Here is a 15,223-nt window from a genome sequence, read left to right on the forward strand (position 1 = left end):
TCTTTCACCCTGCCTCTTTTAATTTTTTGGTACATCCGTTAGTGTCCAGGTTAATTGGGTTTGGTAGTTCACTGCATCTTTTGGCGTTTCACCGGGAACAGACAGCTTCACGTCTTTTGTTACGTTTACCTTTTGCGTATTGCCCTGCTCATCTTGTTCTTCTGCTTCCTCCACTGCACCCCAATAGGTTGCCCAAGTTCCTGCACCTGTTCCTGCTTCTGCGGTGACGACTACTTCAGTCTCGCCTGGAACTAATGAGAGGCTCTCAGCAGCGAGCGGTTTTTGGTCATACAAGATCGTACTTTCAACTGTTGGATTCGCTAAAGTAATTTCTGCACCTTTTAACACATCATTTTCAGTTGGTGTTACTGCCTTTAGCTGCTCTTCTTGTTCAATGGTCAACGTCCAGCCATGATTGGTTCCGCGGTTATCTGTAATTTGAACATAGTTCGGTGTGTCTTTTTGTTCCCCTTGATACTTTTGGGCTCTGGCAAAATACACCTGATCCTTGTTTGAAATACGGTTTTTGCCAAAATCAAAGCTTGACGCATAGTCAATCGACAACGGTCCCTGCGTTCCCGGATCAGGACCATCAGGATTCGTTGGATCAATCGGTTGAACCGGATTTCCTGGTTCTGGATTTTCTGGATCAACTGGATCGATAGGGTCTGTACTAGGAATAAATTCTATTACTCCATCTGATTGATAGGCTTTCGCTTCTTCTGCATTTGCTTGGCTAGACAATCCAAAAAGCATCGTCAACCCGAATACCCCTATACCAAAAAAATGTTTTTTCATCCGTCGTTCTCCTTTAGCGTTTATTCATTTCCTGGAGTATTTTCTAATGACCAAACTAATTTTGTTGAATATTGTTGTGCTAGTTTTACTGATTCGCCGGGAACAGAAAGCTGAACAGCATCCGCATTTGTCGCTTCATCAGAGCCAAAACGATAGACCCATGTCCCTACGCCCGTTCCTGCTTTGGCATTAACAGCAACGTTATTGCTTTGTCCGGGTGTCAGAATTAATTCATTATTTACCTCAGAGGGCTTGTACTGCTCATTTACTGCGGAAGCAACTTCCGCTTCGCCAAACTTCAATTGTGCACCGACTAACTCGTCGCCTGCTGCTGTTTTGAATTGCTCAGGTTGTGAAATACCTAGTTTCCAACCTTCTAAAGTTCCTCGTCGGTCTGTTACTTGCACATAGGTTGGTTTTTTTGAACCGTCAGACATTTCGTCTGGCGCAGCATAATAGGTTTTATCTGCTGTAGAAATCTTTTGAGTACCAAATTTAAATTTTGAACCATAGTCAATTGACAATGCCCCGCCAGTACCTGGTCCAGGAGGGTCCGTTGGATCAACTGGATTGGTTGGGTCTGGATTTTCCGGGTCAACCGGTGGTGTCACACCTTCATCCCCTGCTTCAAAAGTGATCGTTCCTTCTGTGTTGTATTCTTTAGGAAATGTTTCTTCCGCTGATGCTTGGCCTGCGCCTAATGTCAGACCTGCCAATAAAGTGGTTGTTATGAGTAGTAGTGTTTTTTTCATAATGATCGTTCCTCTTTTCTTTTAGTGTTAAAAATGAGATAGATAAGCCCTGTCCAAAAAATCAATCCTGCATAAAAGTAGCTCGAATTAACAGAATCGCCGGTTCTAGGCAGGATCGCTCGACCTGAAGATGAGTAATTTTTTGTGCCGCTTGTTGGCAGCTCCTTACCACTTGTTGATCGATTCGCTTGTTCAGCATTGTCGCTATTTCGTTCATTGTCATTGTTTTCTTCGTTCGTCTCGTATTCATAAGTACCATAAAAACTGGTTTGCCCATTTGATTTATAATTTTGTTCCTCAGCAGTTGCCGGTATTGCCTTTATCCCGAAAGCCAATGTCAAAAATACAATGGACAGTGTCCTCATAAGATATTTCAAACGTTGTCCCTCCTTTATTACCAATAAATTTGTTGCTGACTTAACCATCAGCAGTAAAAATATCTTTTCTTGAATAGATCATCCCAGCAGTATCCTGGCAAACATGCGTGAAGAGCCGTCGACTGCTCTGCCGCTGATACAAGAATCCTTCTGCTGCAGCCCAAGATAGCGAGCAAAAAGAATTTTGTATTTTCATTGAAAAACAAATTAGAAACTAATAAAACATTTTACTAACCGTCTCTCAACTGTTCGCCATGTGTGATATAGTAGCAGTGAAAAGGATTCACTTTCAAATACAATTCATGTACATGTCTAGACATAAAAAGTAAAAATAACAGAGGTGTTGGTAAAATGATCAAAGCTTCTATCCTACGAAAGTTGAACGTGCTCTTTTATATCATCAGAACAGAAGGGACTTCTTTAACAGAACTTTCTGAAATTCTCACGATCCCTAAACGAACGGTCAAAGAGGATTTAAAAACAATCAATGAGTTAATGAAAGATGAATTTTCAATGAAAGATTACCTTCTCTCCAGTCGCCAAGGTGTCATTTCCATCAATCCTGCCTATCAACAAGATGCTGTTAAAACTGCTTACGCGTTAAAACTTTCCTTACTCAAGAGTCAAGTAATCTTCAATTATTGCGTCCTTCTGATTACTAAAGTTGTTATTAGTAAAGACGAGCTTTTAGATACTTTGTTTATCTCTGATGCCTACCTAGCCAAATTAACTACACAACTGAGAGAATTTCTCTTACCTTACGAGATCGAGATCACGATTGAAAATGACCAGTATTCTTTAACCGGAAATGAAATGGTCGTGCGAATCTTCTCCTATATTTTCTTGAAGGATAGTTACCAAAACATCGAATGGCCCTTTACAGATATTTCGCAGGAGGATATTCGCAAAGGACTGCCTGAAAAAGTTCTGCGGCTGTCTCCGACCTTCTCGAATACGAAGCGCAGCTCTCTTTATATCCTGCATCAAGTACTGCGTTCCCGGTATGACCATCAGCGTTATCTAAATTTTGAAAGCGATCCGACAATCGATAAATTGATCGAACTAATGGTAGAGCATTATGACAGCGCTTATGTTCTCCACACAGGCGGATATGGTGAAATTCCGCAAGAACATTTTCAGCAAGAACTGCTATACTTCAATTTTGTGCGACACTTTTTAGCGTCTGATTCTATCCCTTATCGAACAAAAGTTGAGCTTGGTGAGGTTTTTAGTAGGACTGATGATAAGTTTTGTCAACTTTCCAATAAAATCTATGAAGCGTTTCTCACGATTTCAAAATTTCCGATCTCTGAAGAAGGAAGCTATTTGTATCATTACTATTTAACGATCTTTAATATCATTTACGCCTTGTTTGAAAAACGTTTTGAGTATTTTCTTGATCTTCTTTTACCAAAACCAACGTTTCATTTAGATACCAATACCGAATACATCGCCAAAATCCGTCATGTAATGGTAGAAACGATTTCCGATGAATATCAGGCTAATTATCTTAGCAGCCTGCTCTACTCGCTTTCTACCTCAGAGGATCAAATAAAAATCAGAATCTATTTGCAAATGAACAAAGATTTCACAGCGGTCTATGTCTTAAAAAATCGCTTGCGCGCCCTGTTTAACTCAGAGAATATCTATATCTCAGATAATTATTCTCTGGCTGACATTGTTGTGACCGATTCTTTAGAAGAAGTCACCGAGGACAACAAATCCATTTTTTACTTTGATTCCGTCAACAATGAAGACGCTTGGGAACACCTGCTGATCCTGATCCGCAGAACCTATATAAAAAAAAGATTTACGAAAATCGGCTAACTATATTAAAAAAAGGGTTCAAAATCACTTCTGCGATTTTGAACCCTTTTTTTGCGACAACGACAATTAACAAAAAACATCTTGAAGCCAAAAATCAATAAATGATTTTTGAACTCAAGATGTTTCCTTTTATAAGCTACTGCGTGTCGCAGGCTTACTCCTGCTTATTCAATTCTTTGACCTTTTCCAAGACCTCGCTCGGCCCTAAATAGGTTACGATGATTTTCCCAGTATAATTCCTTTCGGCTTTGCCTTGATATGGTTGCAAAAGAGTATGCAGTTGAGAATTCGGCGAAATTTTAGTAACCATATCTGCATTCAGCTCGACTTTTTCTTCACTCGTTTTTAGTATCGGGGCTGTCTCACCAATTTTTGTGACTGTCGAAGGTTCGCCCAGCTTCACTTTTTCCAAATCAGACGCGTGCTCGTCTGTATCTTTATCAACGTTATCCGTTTCTTCATTTTGATCCTTAACAGTTCCAGCATCGCCTAACTGAACTTGCAGTTCAGCAGGATTCTCCAAGTACACTGCCGCATAGCTTGGCATATCCGCTAAATCAGCAACCTCCGTCCCCAACGATTCCCCGCTGTATAACTGGATTGCGTAGATGCCCTCTTTTTCCAATGGCAGCTCATGCGCTTTCCCATCGTAGTTTGCTTCCAAGATGATCTCAGGTTGAGGTTCGATAGGTTCTTCTACTTCTTGCTTTTCAGTTTTTGATTCATTCTCAGCTTCTATTTTAACAGTTTCTTTATTTTCAGATTTTTCCTGAACAGATTTGCTTTTGTCACCAAATGCTGCATTATCAACTTGAATCACATAGGTACGCTTATCATAGAATTTTGCTAAAGAATAACTAGATACTGTTACCAGTATTAAAATAAACAAGGCTGCAATCACTCTATTTCGTTTCATTAGATGTTCACCTTCTTTAGTCTATCTGGTTAATAATAGGAACCAGATTGATGTAATTATCTACTTTGCCATCGTATCCATTATGACTCAATAGGACTGTACATTCATATTCCCGTTCACCATCAAACGGTTCAATATCCAATGAAATCACATCTTTTATTGTCTTAGGATTTGTCCCAATTCCATCTACTTCTATTGTCTCAACATGATTTCCTGTTAGTTTTACATTATCAACATTTAAAGGAAAATCTGTCTGTGTAGTGTCTATCCTCATCTTCAAATTCACTGCTACTTCAGTTTTTAATTTAATTGAAAAGATAACTTGTATCTTCTCATCACTTGTATTAATACCATACTTATTTACATGTCTTGTTGATTCATAATCTACTAAATTTCCGGTAATACCTGAATTATTGACTTCATTCTCAATACTATAAGAAAACTTCGCGCTCCTAGCACTATCTGATGAGGCATAGATTTCAGAAGTGTACTTTGCACTGGTCCAACCAACACTGATACAAGTCAAACAAGCTAGTGAGAAAAGATAGCGATAAATTTTATTGGAATTCTTGAAGCTTAAAAAGAACTCTTTGATCTTTGACTGTTTCATCGCCGCTTTCCTCCCTTACTATTTTTTCCTTGAATCAAAGTAAAACATGGCTAAAAATAATCCAATTACCAAGAGCATTCCTAGTGGCGAACCCACGAAGCGAATACCGTATCCTACTAATGGAATCGTCAGAACCACTTTGCCGAAAATTTGCTTTGAAACAATTGGCGGATCTTCCGTATTATTCGCGTCCCCTTGTGTCACAAACTGATTCTCCGTTTGTTCAACGATCCGGTGGGTCGTTGCTCGGGTATCCCCTTCTTGAATAAAGGTAATCACTTGATCCTTTTGATAATGTGCCTGTTTCTGAACGATCACCAGATCGCCCCACGATAGTGCCGGCTCCATACTGCCAGAAGCAATCACCGCATATCCATAACCAAAAGCCATAGGAAAACGCTCATGCTTCACATTCCGTTGATACAAACTATAGATGTTAAAGCTCAAAATCAAAACTAAACAGACAATCATCAGATTCTTTAATATATTCCAAATTACTCGCATTTTTCTCTTCCCTTACGAACTCGCCAAACTATGTAGATAAACAGCACAATCAGAATCCCCATCACGATACTGGATTTGGCAATAAATTCCCCAGTCTGCGGATATTGACGCCACAGCTTCTGTTTAAAAAAAGCTGCAGAATCTTGTGCCAATGTATTTTGAACCGGCTCTTTCGCTGCATTATTTTGAGTGTTTCCCTTAATATCGGCCACTTCTTCATCTGTCTCCACTATTACATTCAACGTCAACCGATAAATCAGCGCTTCCTTCAACGCCCGTTCGCCAAAGCTGGTATCGTTTTTGTCCTTATCCCGTTCAAAAGGCCATTGCCACGTCAAATCAATCGTCTCACTCTGCCCCGCAGCTAATTTCCGTTTGTAATCTAATGGAAAAGTCGCACTCCACAGACTCCAAGCATTTTCGCTGCCCTTGATCCACGGACCATTAGTGACTCGCAATTTAAAATCTAACGGAAGCTCCTGCTCATTTTCATCACGACCAGTCACGATATATTCTATCGGCTGCTCGTAATCATTATGGATCGTAAAGGAATAATAGCCGCTGGTACCAGGTGCAATCAGCTTTTCACCATCAGCTGTCGGACTATCAACCGTTCGCTCAAGAATCGTCGCAAAAATATTGGCGCTAGTCATCTCGCCGGGTCTCCAACGTTCTCCGTATTGATCTTCTATATAAACATGATCTTCTAATGCCGCTTCAGCAGAACTAGGAAAAAAGGCGAGAATAAATGTGACAACAACTAAAAAGAATAGAACTACCCTCTTATGGGGATGGTAAACTCGTTGATCTTTCATTTTTCCTCCCACATCTTAAATAGAGCCGTAATACTTACAGACACTTTTAAGGCTTTCAATCTCTCCAAAGGCTGCCTAAAATAGACAGCCTTTGGAGAAGCTGAAAGCCAGCTTCTCAAAAATATTAGTCGACTTGGACAGCTTTATAGCTCATGCTCATATCAAATCTTGGCATATCCGCATCTAATGTAGCAGGATCAGCAGCACGATTCCCTACAACAGTATCCCAATCATTTACAGCCTCTAAGGAACCAGTTTCTGGTCGTTCGAAAGGCCACTCCCATTCAATTTTAAATCCTATTGCAGCTAATTTTGCTTTTTTTTCAGCAAGTGATTCGTTAGGATAAATTGTTTCTGTCGTTCCTCCAGCCTTCAATGTGTCGTTAAGATTTTTCACCTGAACTCCACCATCATCGGGATTTTTCGCCCCTCCATTAGTATCAATTCCGTCATATACTACATCAGTGTAATCATTGTCAGTTGTATCGTAAGCAGAAATTTTGAATCGCAAAGGCCACCAAGGAAATCCACTAACTCCATCTGCATTATTTCTCCAATTACCTAAATATTTCCCATAAACCGAGTCACTAGCAAAGTCTCCATAAGCATAATTGACTTTAAATGCAGTTTCTACATTATTTAATTTTGTATCTGAAATTGTTGGCGCCATAACTACAGAACCACTTGTCCCCGGAGCAATAACCTTATTGCCGTTTTTACTTTCTACTGTATTCGTTGATGTTCCAGCTGCGCCGTCATACGCTGTTTTAAACATATCAAAAGTCTGAGCCTCTTCAGTAATTCCCCACTTCGCAACTCTCGCACTATCACTTGCCGTTCCAATCTCACTCGTATACTTCGCCAAAGTGCCGCCCAATAGACTCATGGTTATCAGCACCGCACCAAATAGTAAAACAGCCGTTTTGACTGATTTATTGTTCTTTCGTTCAATTTTCGTTTTTTCTTCCATCATTCAATCTCCTTTTTATTTATTTTTTCTTCTTCGCGTCGGGTCAGTCGTTTCGCTACGAAGTCATAGCTTAAAAGCATTAGTATTGGGAGTCCAATACAGATCAGCATGCCAAGCGGAGTTCTGGAGAATAAAATCAAATCCCCGACCTTTGGTACTCGCAGCATGTATTTGCCAATGATATTTTTCTTTTGAACTGGATCTATATCTTCAGTATTATTGGCGTCCCCTTTAGTAGTAAAAGTGTTCGTCGCTTCGTTATAACCAACGATCCTATGGATAATCGCGGATTGATTGTTTTTAAACATAATAATATCGCCGACTGCCAGCTTGTCGACGTTCGTTTTTTTCGTGACGACCATATCTCCAGCCTTGATCGCATCGGACTTTCCAGTATTCATGGAATCGGTCACCACTGCCATCGGCGCATACCCCATCACCGTTGGAATCTCTTCTGGATTCAGACTGCCTTTGACGATAATCACAAGATTTGCTATCAAAATCGGGATCAGCAATATAGAAACCACAATAGCAATTCCGCTAGTAATCCGTTGAAGCGTTGATTTCTTGCGCTTCGTCTCAGAGTTCACTTGATAATCGACCTCTTTAGATTGAATTTCCAATTAGATATCACCTCATTATTTTCATTTAAAATTTTCTAAAAAAATTCATTTGCAATTAATATTATAATGTATTAATTAAAATTAGACAATCTTTTATTGAACTATTAATTATTTGCATGCCACTAATAACTTCATATTATTAGCTAAAAGTACTTAAAAAATATTTTACACCTATTTTATGAGTTTTTAATTTGATTTCGCCGAATATAAGTAAATTTTATCTATCAAATAATCAATTAGATAATCACCTACGAAACTGCTAGTGGCGGCTTTTCACTAGGGCCATCTTCATTTTCCTATATAAACTATTCTTGAATTTGAATCTTTTAGATAGAAAGAAAAAAAGCCAACCTGTTTGCAATTAAACAGGTTGGCTCAATTTTATTAGTATAATCTTAATTATCCTTCGTACAATTCACGAATAGGCGTCATGATGATCCGGTTCAAGTCATTGATAATAACGCTGAAAGCTTGTTCTTTCACCATTAATTCATTGATCAATTCTTCTTGCTGAACCTTTTCGGCTAAAGCTTGTGCTTGTGCAGCATCTTCATCGCTGAAATCTTCGCCGCGCATTTGTTTTTCTTGCAAGCCTTGTTGGAAAACTTGGAAGTCTTTGAACGCTGCATAAGCAGTTTCATTTTTCTTTAATTCCTCAAAAGCTGCTTCTAAAGATTTAAATTCTGGTAGTTCGCGGATTTCGCGTTCTAATCCGTTCGCTGAATCGTAAATGTTTGCCATTTTTTATTCCCTCATTTTCTATAAAAGTTACTGTTCTATTGTAACATGAATGGAAACGGGTTCACACCCTAATTTCCTTGTTGGTACTGCTGCCATAGTTCTTGGCCTTTTTCCTTCAGCTTATTAGCGCCTTCTTTGGCTTTTTCGAAGAAGTTCGCAGCCCCTTCGCTGGCCTTGCCGCCAATATCTTTCAGCTCTTCACGCCATTTATTTGCATCCGAGTTTTCGGCTCCTTGATTCACTTCATCGGCTGCCACGACTTTTCCGCCTGTAGCATAGGCATCCGCCACATCAAAGGAGTATTGACCGGCATAAGGTAAGATTGATTCGGCTTCTGCTCTGAAGACCTGTCCAACCTCTGATCCGCTGGTTCCGCTCAAATAATGAGTCTCGCTGACTTTTTCAAAACCTAACCAAGTAGAGATTACGACATTTGGTGTGTAACCGATGATCCATTGGTCGTTGACCTTATTCGCGTCAAAGTTGGTTTCTGTCGTCCCAGTTTTACCTGCAACAGTAAATCCAGCCGGAGCCGCTTGAGCTGCTGTTCCGTTTGAGAAAGTCCCTAGAAGCATACTCGTCATTTCGTTGGCGACTTCTTTTGAAATGACTTGCTCATATTTAGGTGAGCTGTTGTCCTCAATCACAGCTCCTGTCGAATCAATGATCTTGGTGATCAAATGCGGCTGATACACTTTTCCTTCATTCGCAAAAGCCCCATAGGCTGCCGCCATCTGCATCGGTGAAGTACCTTTTTCCAAACCGCCTAGTGCTAAGCCGTAATATTTATCTGACTTGCTCAATGGAATACCGAACTCTTCGGCCTTATTATAGCCTTTGTTCAAACCAATCTCGTGCAATAACCAAACTGCTGGCAAGTTCAAGCTTTGGGCAACCGCTTGATACATCGGTACGTCCCCTTGATAGGTGCCGTCATAGTTTTTGGCCTTATAATACGATTGCGGTTCATCTTTTAAGATGCTGTCAGGCTTGTAGCCGGATTCTAACGCTGAGGCGTAAACACTCAAAGGCTTCATCGAAGAACCGGGAGAGCGCCGCATCTGGGTCGCAAAGTTATAGCTGCGGAAGATGTGCTCCCCGCGTCGGCCAACTAGTGCTTGAACGCCGCCAGTTTTGGGGTCCATCGCCACTGAGGCTGATTGCGGCATCGCACCGTCTTCGGCATTTGCTGGGAAGTTCGCGTTGTTTGCATACACAGCTTCCATTTGCTTTTGATAATCCTGATCTAATGACGTATAGATCTTATAGCCTTTATTCAGTAAATCCTTCTCTGACATTCCGTAACGCTCGACCGCTTCGTCGATAACCGCATCAAAGTATGAAGGGTAGCGATAACCGGCATCAGCCGAAGAATACGTATCACTCAGCTGTGAGGCTAGATCGACCGCCTTTTCTTGATCCTCTTGTTCCTTCGACAGCTTGCCATTTTCTACCATGACCGAAAGCACCGTGTTTCGTCGATTTACGGCATTTTCTAAATTGTCGATCGGATTATAAATACTTGGTCCTTTTAGCATCCCAACGATCGTAGCTGCTTCTCCGATCGTCAGTTGATTAGCATCCACTCCAAAATACTTTCTAGACGCATCTTGAACACCCCAAACCCCATTACCAAAGTAGGAATTATTCAGGTACATTGTCAAGATTTGGTCCTTATCGTATTTTTTTTCGATCTCGATCGCCATAAAGACTTCTTTGGCTTTTCGTTCCAGCGTTTGATCGAGACTGAGATAGGCATTTTTAGCCAGCTGCTGGGTCAAGGTACTCCCCCCGCCAGTAATATGACCGGAAGTAACCAATCCTAAAGCTGCCCGTGCGATCCCCTTAATATCGAAACCATGGTGAGAGTAGAAGTTTCGATCCTCCGTCGAAACGACGGCATCCTTTAAATAAGGAGAAATCTGGTCGCTTTCTACGTAGGTTCCCTTTTGCCCGTAAAGCGAGCCGGCTTGTTCATTCTTTTCATCATAGATCACCGTCGATTGCTTCAAGCTGGATTGCAGCGTCTCCACATTGACCGATTTTGCTAAGAAAAATAGATAGACACTCATTACTAAAACAGCCACAAGTGTTAATAAGAGCAAGATTTTATTGATATGATATTTTTTCCAAATACGTTTGCGCCAATGATGAAATTGGATCAAATAAGGCTTGATCCATTGCCAAAAGGTTTTTGTGCCGCTGCGAAACTTTTGCCAAAAAACTTTTGCACCACTTTTAAATTTGCGCCAAAATTCCTGAAAATCCATTTTTTGATCTCCATTCTATGTAAAATTCAGACACAGTGTATCACAAATCACCTAGTTAACGCTTGGGTCTTGAGACGGATACACACTTGAGAGTATTCTAGCATGTGCTCTCAAGGAAAAGCTGATTTTTTTCTTAAATATCCGTTAAAAGTGATACAATAAGCCGGATGATACCTTTATTTAACCTGTTGAAATAAAAAATTAGCTTACTTTTGCTATTCTCTGCTTCAATAAGTTTAGCAAATTGAAACTATATTCATTAAAAAGGAGTACTTAAATGAAATTTACTATGACCCTGCCCGATCATTTTGCTGAAATGACCGTTAAGGACCTATTAGAAGAAGAATGGCTGGTCCCGCGAAAGGTCCGCCATTTCATCCGAACCCGCAAAGGCCTCTTGATCAATGGAGAGTCCTGCCATTTTCAATCATTCGTTCGCGCTGGCGATGTGATTACGATTAGCATTGAAGCCAGTGATTATCCTGAGCGAACCATCCTTTTAGGTGATAAAAAACAGATCGAGGTTCTTTATGAGGACGAGCATTTGATTATCGTCAATAAACCTTATGGTATGAAGACGCATCCGAACCAGCCGGATGAAGCAGATACTCTGCTAAATCATTTAGCGGCCTATTTAGCACCCGCTTTTCAGCCCCACGTCGTTCATCGACTGGACAAGGAGACCAGCGGCGCGATTTTGTTTGCAAAAAATCCTTTTGTGCTGCCGATTTTAGGCCGGCTGTTGGAGCAGAAGAAAATCTACCGTCGTTATCAGGCAGTCGTTCATGGAGCAATCAAAAAGGATCTGACGATTAATAAAAAGATTGGTCGTGATCGTCATGATCGCCGCAAACGCCGGATTGATCCAAAAGGCGGCAAGCCGGCCATTACTCATGTAACAGTCGCAAAGCAATCACCAAGTCAAACCATGGTGTTCTGCCAATTAGATACCGGGCGGACGCATCAAATTCGTGTCCATCTAGCTAGTATCGGGCATCCGCTAATCGGTGATCCTTTATATAGTAGGAATCCCCACGGACGATTGATGCTGCATGCGTATGAGCTGCATCTGCGACACCCCTTTACGGATCAAGAAATAGCCGTTCAGGCCTTGCCGGGATTGTGGTAAAAAACCAAACCGTTCAGAGAGAATATTTCTTTCTGAACGGTTTTTTTGATAAAAAGAAAAGCCAAGACCTCGCAATGAGATCTTGGCTTGAAAATGTTTATCTTAATACCAGCCGTTTGCTTGCCAGAAAGCTTGTGCGCCTTCCCATGAACCGTAACGAGAAGTTACATATTGATCAGCAACACGTTCTTGGTTTGCTTCAGAATAATCACCATTTAAATATAAAGATGATAATTGGTAACGTCCGATGTATTGACCGTTCGTTGCTGCGTAAGAACCGCCTGATTCGCGTTGTGCGATCCATTCTTTTGCTGATGAAGTTGTCGCTGGAGCTGCTGCAGGAGCCGCTTCTTGAACTGGTGCTGCTTCTTGTACAGGTGCCGCTGCTTCTTGTTGAACTGGAGCTGCCTCTTGTACAGGTGCTGCTTCTTGAGCTGGTGCTTCAGTTGTACTTGCTTGATACAATACTTTGTCTTCAGTTGGAGCTGCTTCAGCTTTTGCTTCTGCTTTGCCTTCGCTGTCGATTGTTAATTCTTGACCTGCAAAGATCATGTTTACATTAGAAATTTTGTTTGCTTTTGCAATTGCATCTACTAAGCTGTCGTTACCAGCAAACTTGTGAGAGATTTTTGATAAAGTATCTCCTGATTCTACAGTATACGTTTCTGAAGCGTGTGCGTCTGTAGCTCCCATCGCTAAACCTGCACCTGCTGCTAATACTGTACTAAAAAGAAATGTTTTCCCTAATTTCATTATGTAACTTCCTCCGATTTTTCTTATGTCTTTTTTCTACTGTCTTCTTGACTACGAGTGCTACTTTACCATCCTTTTGTGTTTCATGGGTGATATTCGTGTAACAGTTCATTACAAAAACATAAAACTATGTAACAAAACTCTGCTCAGTGTGTCACTTTGAAATATATTACTTTTATTCTTATTAAGTAAAACCTAGTGTTTAAGCCACTTTCAGCAAATGTAACTGTTTTACTCTTGTATTACAAAAATTATCTTTAGAAACATTGCAATCTTTTTGTAACGAAGGCAAGGCGGGCAGCTTTGTTCATTTCAAATTATTTTACAAATAATTTTTATTGAAATTGAATCGAGAGGCTGATTTATAATAAAAAAATACTCCTGCTTGATTAAAAAGCAGAAGTATTTCTTATTTGATTCTTAGCCGTTTCCGCCACTTCTTAGCTTGAGGTCCAACGAGTTTATCAACCAACCGGATTTTCAAGCTTAAATAGAAATAAACCAAGCCCCCCGCACCTGCGGTCAATAAACAAATGGCCAGAGCCGAAAAGCGCGAGGACGGATCAAAGGCAAGATAGCTTAATTGCCGAACGATGATCGCCACCACCAACATCACGAGCGTTAGAATCAAAATCAATACACAGCGGCGAAAGGCCAGCTGATAATTTGCATGAACAACTCTTCGTAATTTCCACAAGCACAAACCGCAGGTCAAGCTCAAGCCGATGAATGTCGCTACTAAAGGACCATAAACTTCCAGTAGTTCGATCAAGGGAATTTGGATAAGTATTTTTAACAGCAATCCCGCCAACCAATACCTTACAGCGATCCGGCTGTGGGAAATTCCTTGCAGCGTCGTGGACAGCATCATGAACAGTGCCGATACCAAACCACTCCAGCAAGCAACGACTAATACGCGGCTGCCCAGAACATCCGCCGAATAAAAGACTGTATTCAACGGATAGGCTAATAAGATCATGCCAAAAACGGCCGGCAGCATAATAAAAGCAAACAACTGGATATTCGTATTAACTAACTTTGCCAGCTCCGGTCTGCGTTTTTGAGTAAAGAGCTCCGTCAGCATCGGCAAGCTGGTTAAGGCCAACGAAGTTCCTAATGCGACTACCACCATCGTCAGCTTATCCGGGTTCGCACTGAATAACGCATAGAGCGCAACTAATTGATCATGACTGTAGTTGGTATTGGCGGCCATCGTATGGATAAAGGTCATTTGATCGATCAATTTATAAAAAATGATCCCGCTGCCTAGTAAAATAAACGGAATTGCCTGTCTGACCGTTTCGATCAATAGCTTCTTCGTATCGATTTTCACTTTGGTAAAACGATATCCTGGTTGCAGATCCTCTTGTCTGCGTTCTTTGAACCAATAAAAAAGCAGAACAGCATAAGAGCCGATCATTCCCACTGATGCAGCGAAGGTCGATTGGATCACCGCACTCAAGTAATCCCCCTTCATGACCTTCATAATAATGAAGACACTTAAAAGCATATACAAGACACGAAGCGCTTGTTCAACCAGCTGTGAGATCGCTGAAGGCCGCATATTTTGCTGCCCTTGAAAATATCCCCGCAGAACACTCATACAAGGAAAAGCAACAACGGCAATACTCAATGCTTGGATCACTGGAATCAGGGCGCGTCCGCCGCCAGATAAGCTGGCTAATAATGGTGCCGTAAAAAACATCACGCCGCCAAAAAAGATCCCTAGGACCGCTGTTACCTGCAAAGCCTTGATAAATAAATGCCGACTCGTCTGATATTCGCCCATCGAATTGTAGCGAGCCACCTGTTTTGCGATTGCTCCCGGCAGACCAGCCGTAGAGATCATCATGAACAAGGCGTAAAAGGTATAACCCATATTGAATAAACCGTTAGCAGCACGGGCGTTTTCTCCCATCCAGGCGTACCACGGAATAATGTAAATCGCACCCAGCAGTCGCGAAAAAATGCTGCCGATCGACATCCAGGCCGACCCTTGAATCATCTTTTCTTGATAGCTCAGATCACTTGGTCGTGTCTCTTTCATGGTCTCCTCCTTCAAAATCGTTACCCTTATAGTAAAGCTAAATCACGCTTCTGACAATCACTCTTTACTTTTTCTCTGATGCCTGAGCTAT

At 41.1% G+C, this 15,223-nt stretch carries 15 protein-coding genes; 2 read left to right on the forward strand and 13 right to left on the reverse strand.

Annotation, left to right across the window (positions count from 1 at the left end):
* Positions 1 to 18: 18 nt before the first annotated feature.
* From FFR60_RS13355 to FFR60_RS13365, 3 genes are read right to left on the reverse strand one after another with little or no spacing between them, the layout of a single operon-like run.
* A complete protein-coding gene (locus FFR60_RS13355; protein WP_137664537.1) occupies positions 19 to 798 on the reverse strand; it encodes a WxL domain-containing protein in 780 nt (259 codons plus the stop codon).
* 20 nt (positions 799 to 818) lie between these two features.
* Entirely contained in the window at positions 819 to 1,550 is a 732-nt protein-coding gene (locus tag FFR60_RS13360; protein WP_137664538.1) for a WxL domain-containing protein, read from the reverse strand.
* Complete coding sequence (locus FFR60_RS13365) at positions 1,547 to 1,927, reverse strand: EF2685/EF0750 family sortase-dependent surface protein (protein WP_171004941.1); 381 nt, start codon at positions 1,925 to 1,927, stop codon at positions 1,547 to 1,549. The genes FFR60_RS13360 and FFR60_RS13365 overlap by 4 nt, the downstream gene beginning before the upstream one ends.
* A gap of 351 nt (positions 1,928 to 2,278) precedes the next feature.
* On the opposite strand from FFR60_RS13365, the gene FFR60_RS13370 reads away from it, so the two are divergent.
* Positions 2,279 to 3,754 (forward strand): helix-turn-helix domain-containing protein, encoded by a 1,476-nt coding sequence (locus FFR60_RS13370; protein ID WP_137664540.1) that lies wholly within the window; start codon positions 2,279 to 2,281, stop codon positions 3,752 to 3,754.
* Between the two features lie 154 nt (positions 3,755 to 3,908).
* Here FFR60_RS13370 and FFR60_RS13375 read toward each other — a convergent pair whose 3' ends face one another.
* The 8 genes from FFR60_RS13375 to FFR60_RS13410 form a co-directional block, all read right to left on the reverse strand.
* On the reverse strand, positions 3,909 to 4,670 hold the full coding sequence (locus FFR60_RS13375) for a hypothetical protein (protein ID WP_137664541.1): 762 nt from the start codon (positions 4,668 to 4,670) through the stop codon (positions 3,909 to 3,911).
* Positions 4,671 to 4,686: 16 nt separating this feature from the next.
* Positions 4,687 to 5,280, reverse strand: coding sequence for a hypothetical protein (locus FFR60_RS13380; RefSeq protein WP_137664542.1), 594 nt, complete (start codon positions 5,278 to 5,280; stop codon positions 4,687 to 4,689).
* A gap of 18 nt (positions 5,281 to 5,298) precedes the next feature.
* Positions 5,299 to 5,784 carry a signal peptidase I gene (locus FFR60_RS13385; RefSeq protein ID WP_137664543.1) on the reverse strand — a complete coding sequence of 162 codons (486 nt, stop codon included), beginning with the start codon at positions 5,782 to 5,784 and terminating at the stop codon, positions 5,299 to 5,301.
* Positions 5,775 to 6,599: a COG1470 family protein gene (locus FFR60_RS13390; protein WP_137664544.1), complete on the reverse strand. Its 825-nt coding sequence runs from the start codon at positions 6,597 to 6,599 to the stop codon at positions 5,775 to 5,777. The genes FFR60_RS13385 and FFR60_RS13390 overlap by 10 nt, the downstream gene beginning before the upstream one ends.
* A 124-nt stretch (positions 6,600 to 6,723) precedes the next feature.
* On the reverse strand, positions 6,724 to 7,572 hold the full coding sequence (locus FFR60_RS13395; RefSeq protein WP_249355004.1) for a hypothetical protein: 849 nt from the start codon (positions 7,570 to 7,572) through the stop codon (positions 6,724 to 6,726).
* Positions 7,569 to 8,192, reverse strand: a complete 624-nt coding sequence (locus FFR60_RS13400) for a signal peptidase I (protein WP_137664545.1) — start codon at positions 8,190 to 8,192, stop codon at positions 7,569 to 7,571. Before FFR60_RS13400 ends, FFR60_RS13395 begins: the two co-directional genes overlap by 4 nt.
* 399 nt (positions 8,193 to 8,591) lie before the next feature.
* The gene (locus tag FFR60_RS13405; protein ID WP_088935919.1) at positions 8,592 to 8,933 is read right to left on the reverse strand and encodes a YlbF/YmcA family competence regulator; all 342 of its coding nucleotides are present in this window, start codon (positions 8,931 to 8,933) and stop codon (positions 8,592 to 8,594) included.
* 68 nt (positions 8,934 to 9,001) lie between these two features.
* Positions 9,002 to 11,203, reverse strand: a complete 2,202-nt coding sequence (locus FFR60_RS13410) for a PBP1A family penicillin-binding protein (RefSeq protein ID WP_137664546.1) — start codon at positions 11,201 to 11,203, stop codon at positions 9,002 to 9,004.
* Between the two features lie 277 nt (positions 11,204 to 11,480).
* Between FFR60_RS13410 and FFR60_RS13415 the strand changes: the two genes are divergently transcribed.
* Complete coding sequence (locus FFR60_RS13415; protein ID WP_137664547.1) at positions 11,481 to 12,332, forward strand: RluA family pseudouridine synthase; 852 nt, start codon at positions 11,481 to 11,483, stop codon at positions 12,330 to 12,332.
* Between the two features lie 102 nt (positions 12,333 to 12,434).
* Here FFR60_RS13415 and apf read toward each other — a convergent pair whose 3' ends face one another.
* Both apf and FFR60_RS13425 read right to left on the reverse strand, forming a co-directional pair.
* Positions 12,435 to 13,085: an aggregation-promoting factor gene (gene apf / locus FFR60_RS13420; protein ID WP_137664548.1), complete on the reverse strand. Its 651-nt coding sequence runs from the start codon at positions 13,083 to 13,085 to the stop codon at positions 12,435 to 12,437.
* A gap of 409 nt (positions 13,086 to 13,494) precedes the next feature.
* Positions 13,495 to 15,132 carry a putative polysaccharide biosynthesis protein gene (locus FFR60_RS13425; protein WP_137664549.1) on the reverse strand — a complete coding sequence of 546 codons (1,638 nt, stop codon included), beginning with the start codon at positions 15,130 to 15,132 and terminating at the stop codon, positions 13,495 to 13,497.
* Positions 15,133 to 15,223 lie beyond the last annotated feature (91 nt).

The sequence above is a fragment of the Enterococcus hulanensis genome (assembly GCF_005405485.1).
Classification (GTDB): Bacteria; Bacillota; Bacilli; order Lactobacillales; family Enterococcaceae; genus Enterococcus_A; species Enterococcus_A hulanensis.

What these genes read in the sequence shown, in the direction of transcription:
- FFR60_RS13355 (WP_137664537.1), bottom strand. Translation starts at nt 798, where the DNA reads ATGAAAAAACATTTTTTTGGTATAGGGGTATTCGGGTTGACGATGCTT.
- FFR60_RS13360 (WP_137664538.1), bottom strand. Translation starts at nt 1,550, where the DNA reads ATGAAAAAAACACTACTACTCATAACAACCACTTTATTGGCAGGTCTG.
- FFR60_RS13370 (WP_137664540.1), top strand. Translation starts at nt 2,279, where the DNA reads ATGATCAAAGCTTCTATCCTACGAAAGTTGAACGTGCTCTTTTATATC.
- FFR60_RS13375 (WP_137664541.1), bottom strand. Translation starts at nt 4,670, where the DNA reads ATGAAACGAAATAGAGTGATTGCAGCCTTGTTTATTTTAATACTGGTA.
- FFR60_RS13380 (WP_137664542.1), bottom strand. Translation starts at nt 5,280, where the DNA reads ATGAAACAGTCAAAGATCAAAGAGTTCTTTTTAAGCTTCAAGAATTCC.
- FFR60_RS13385 (WP_137664543.1), bottom strand. Translation starts at nt 5,784, where the DNA reads ATGCGAGTAATTTGGAATATATTAAAGAATCTGATGATTGTCTGTTTA.
- FFR60_RS13390 (WP_137664544.1), bottom strand. Translation starts at nt 6,599, where the DNA reads ATGAAAGATCAACGAGTTTACCATCCCCATAAGAGGGTAGTTCTATTC.
- FFR60_RS13395 (WP_249355004.1), bottom strand. Translation starts at nt 7,572, where the DNA reads ATGATGGAAGAAAAAACGAAAATTGAACGAAAGAACAATAAATCAGTC.
- FFR60_RS13405 (WP_088935919.1), bottom strand. Translation starts at nt 8,933, where the DNA reads ATGGCAAACATTTACGATTCAGCGAACGGATTAGAACGCGAAATCCGC.
- FFR60_RS13410 (WP_137664546.1), bottom strand. Translation starts at nt 11,203, where the DNA reads ATGGATTTTCAGGAATTTTGGCGCAAATTTAAAAGTGGTGCAAAAGTT.
- FFR60_RS13415 (WP_137664547.1), top strand. Translation starts at nt 11,481, where the DNA reads ATGAAATTTACTATGACCCTGCCCGATCATTTTGCTGAAATGACCGTT.
- apf (WP_137664548.1), bottom strand. Translation starts at nt 13,085, where the DNA reads ATGAAATTAGGGAAAACATTTCTTTTTAGTACAGTATTAGCAGCAGGT.
- FFR60_RS13425 (WP_137664549.1), bottom strand. Translation starts at nt 15,132, where the DNA reads ATGAAAGAGACACGACCAAGTGATCTGAGCTATCAAGAAAAGATGATT.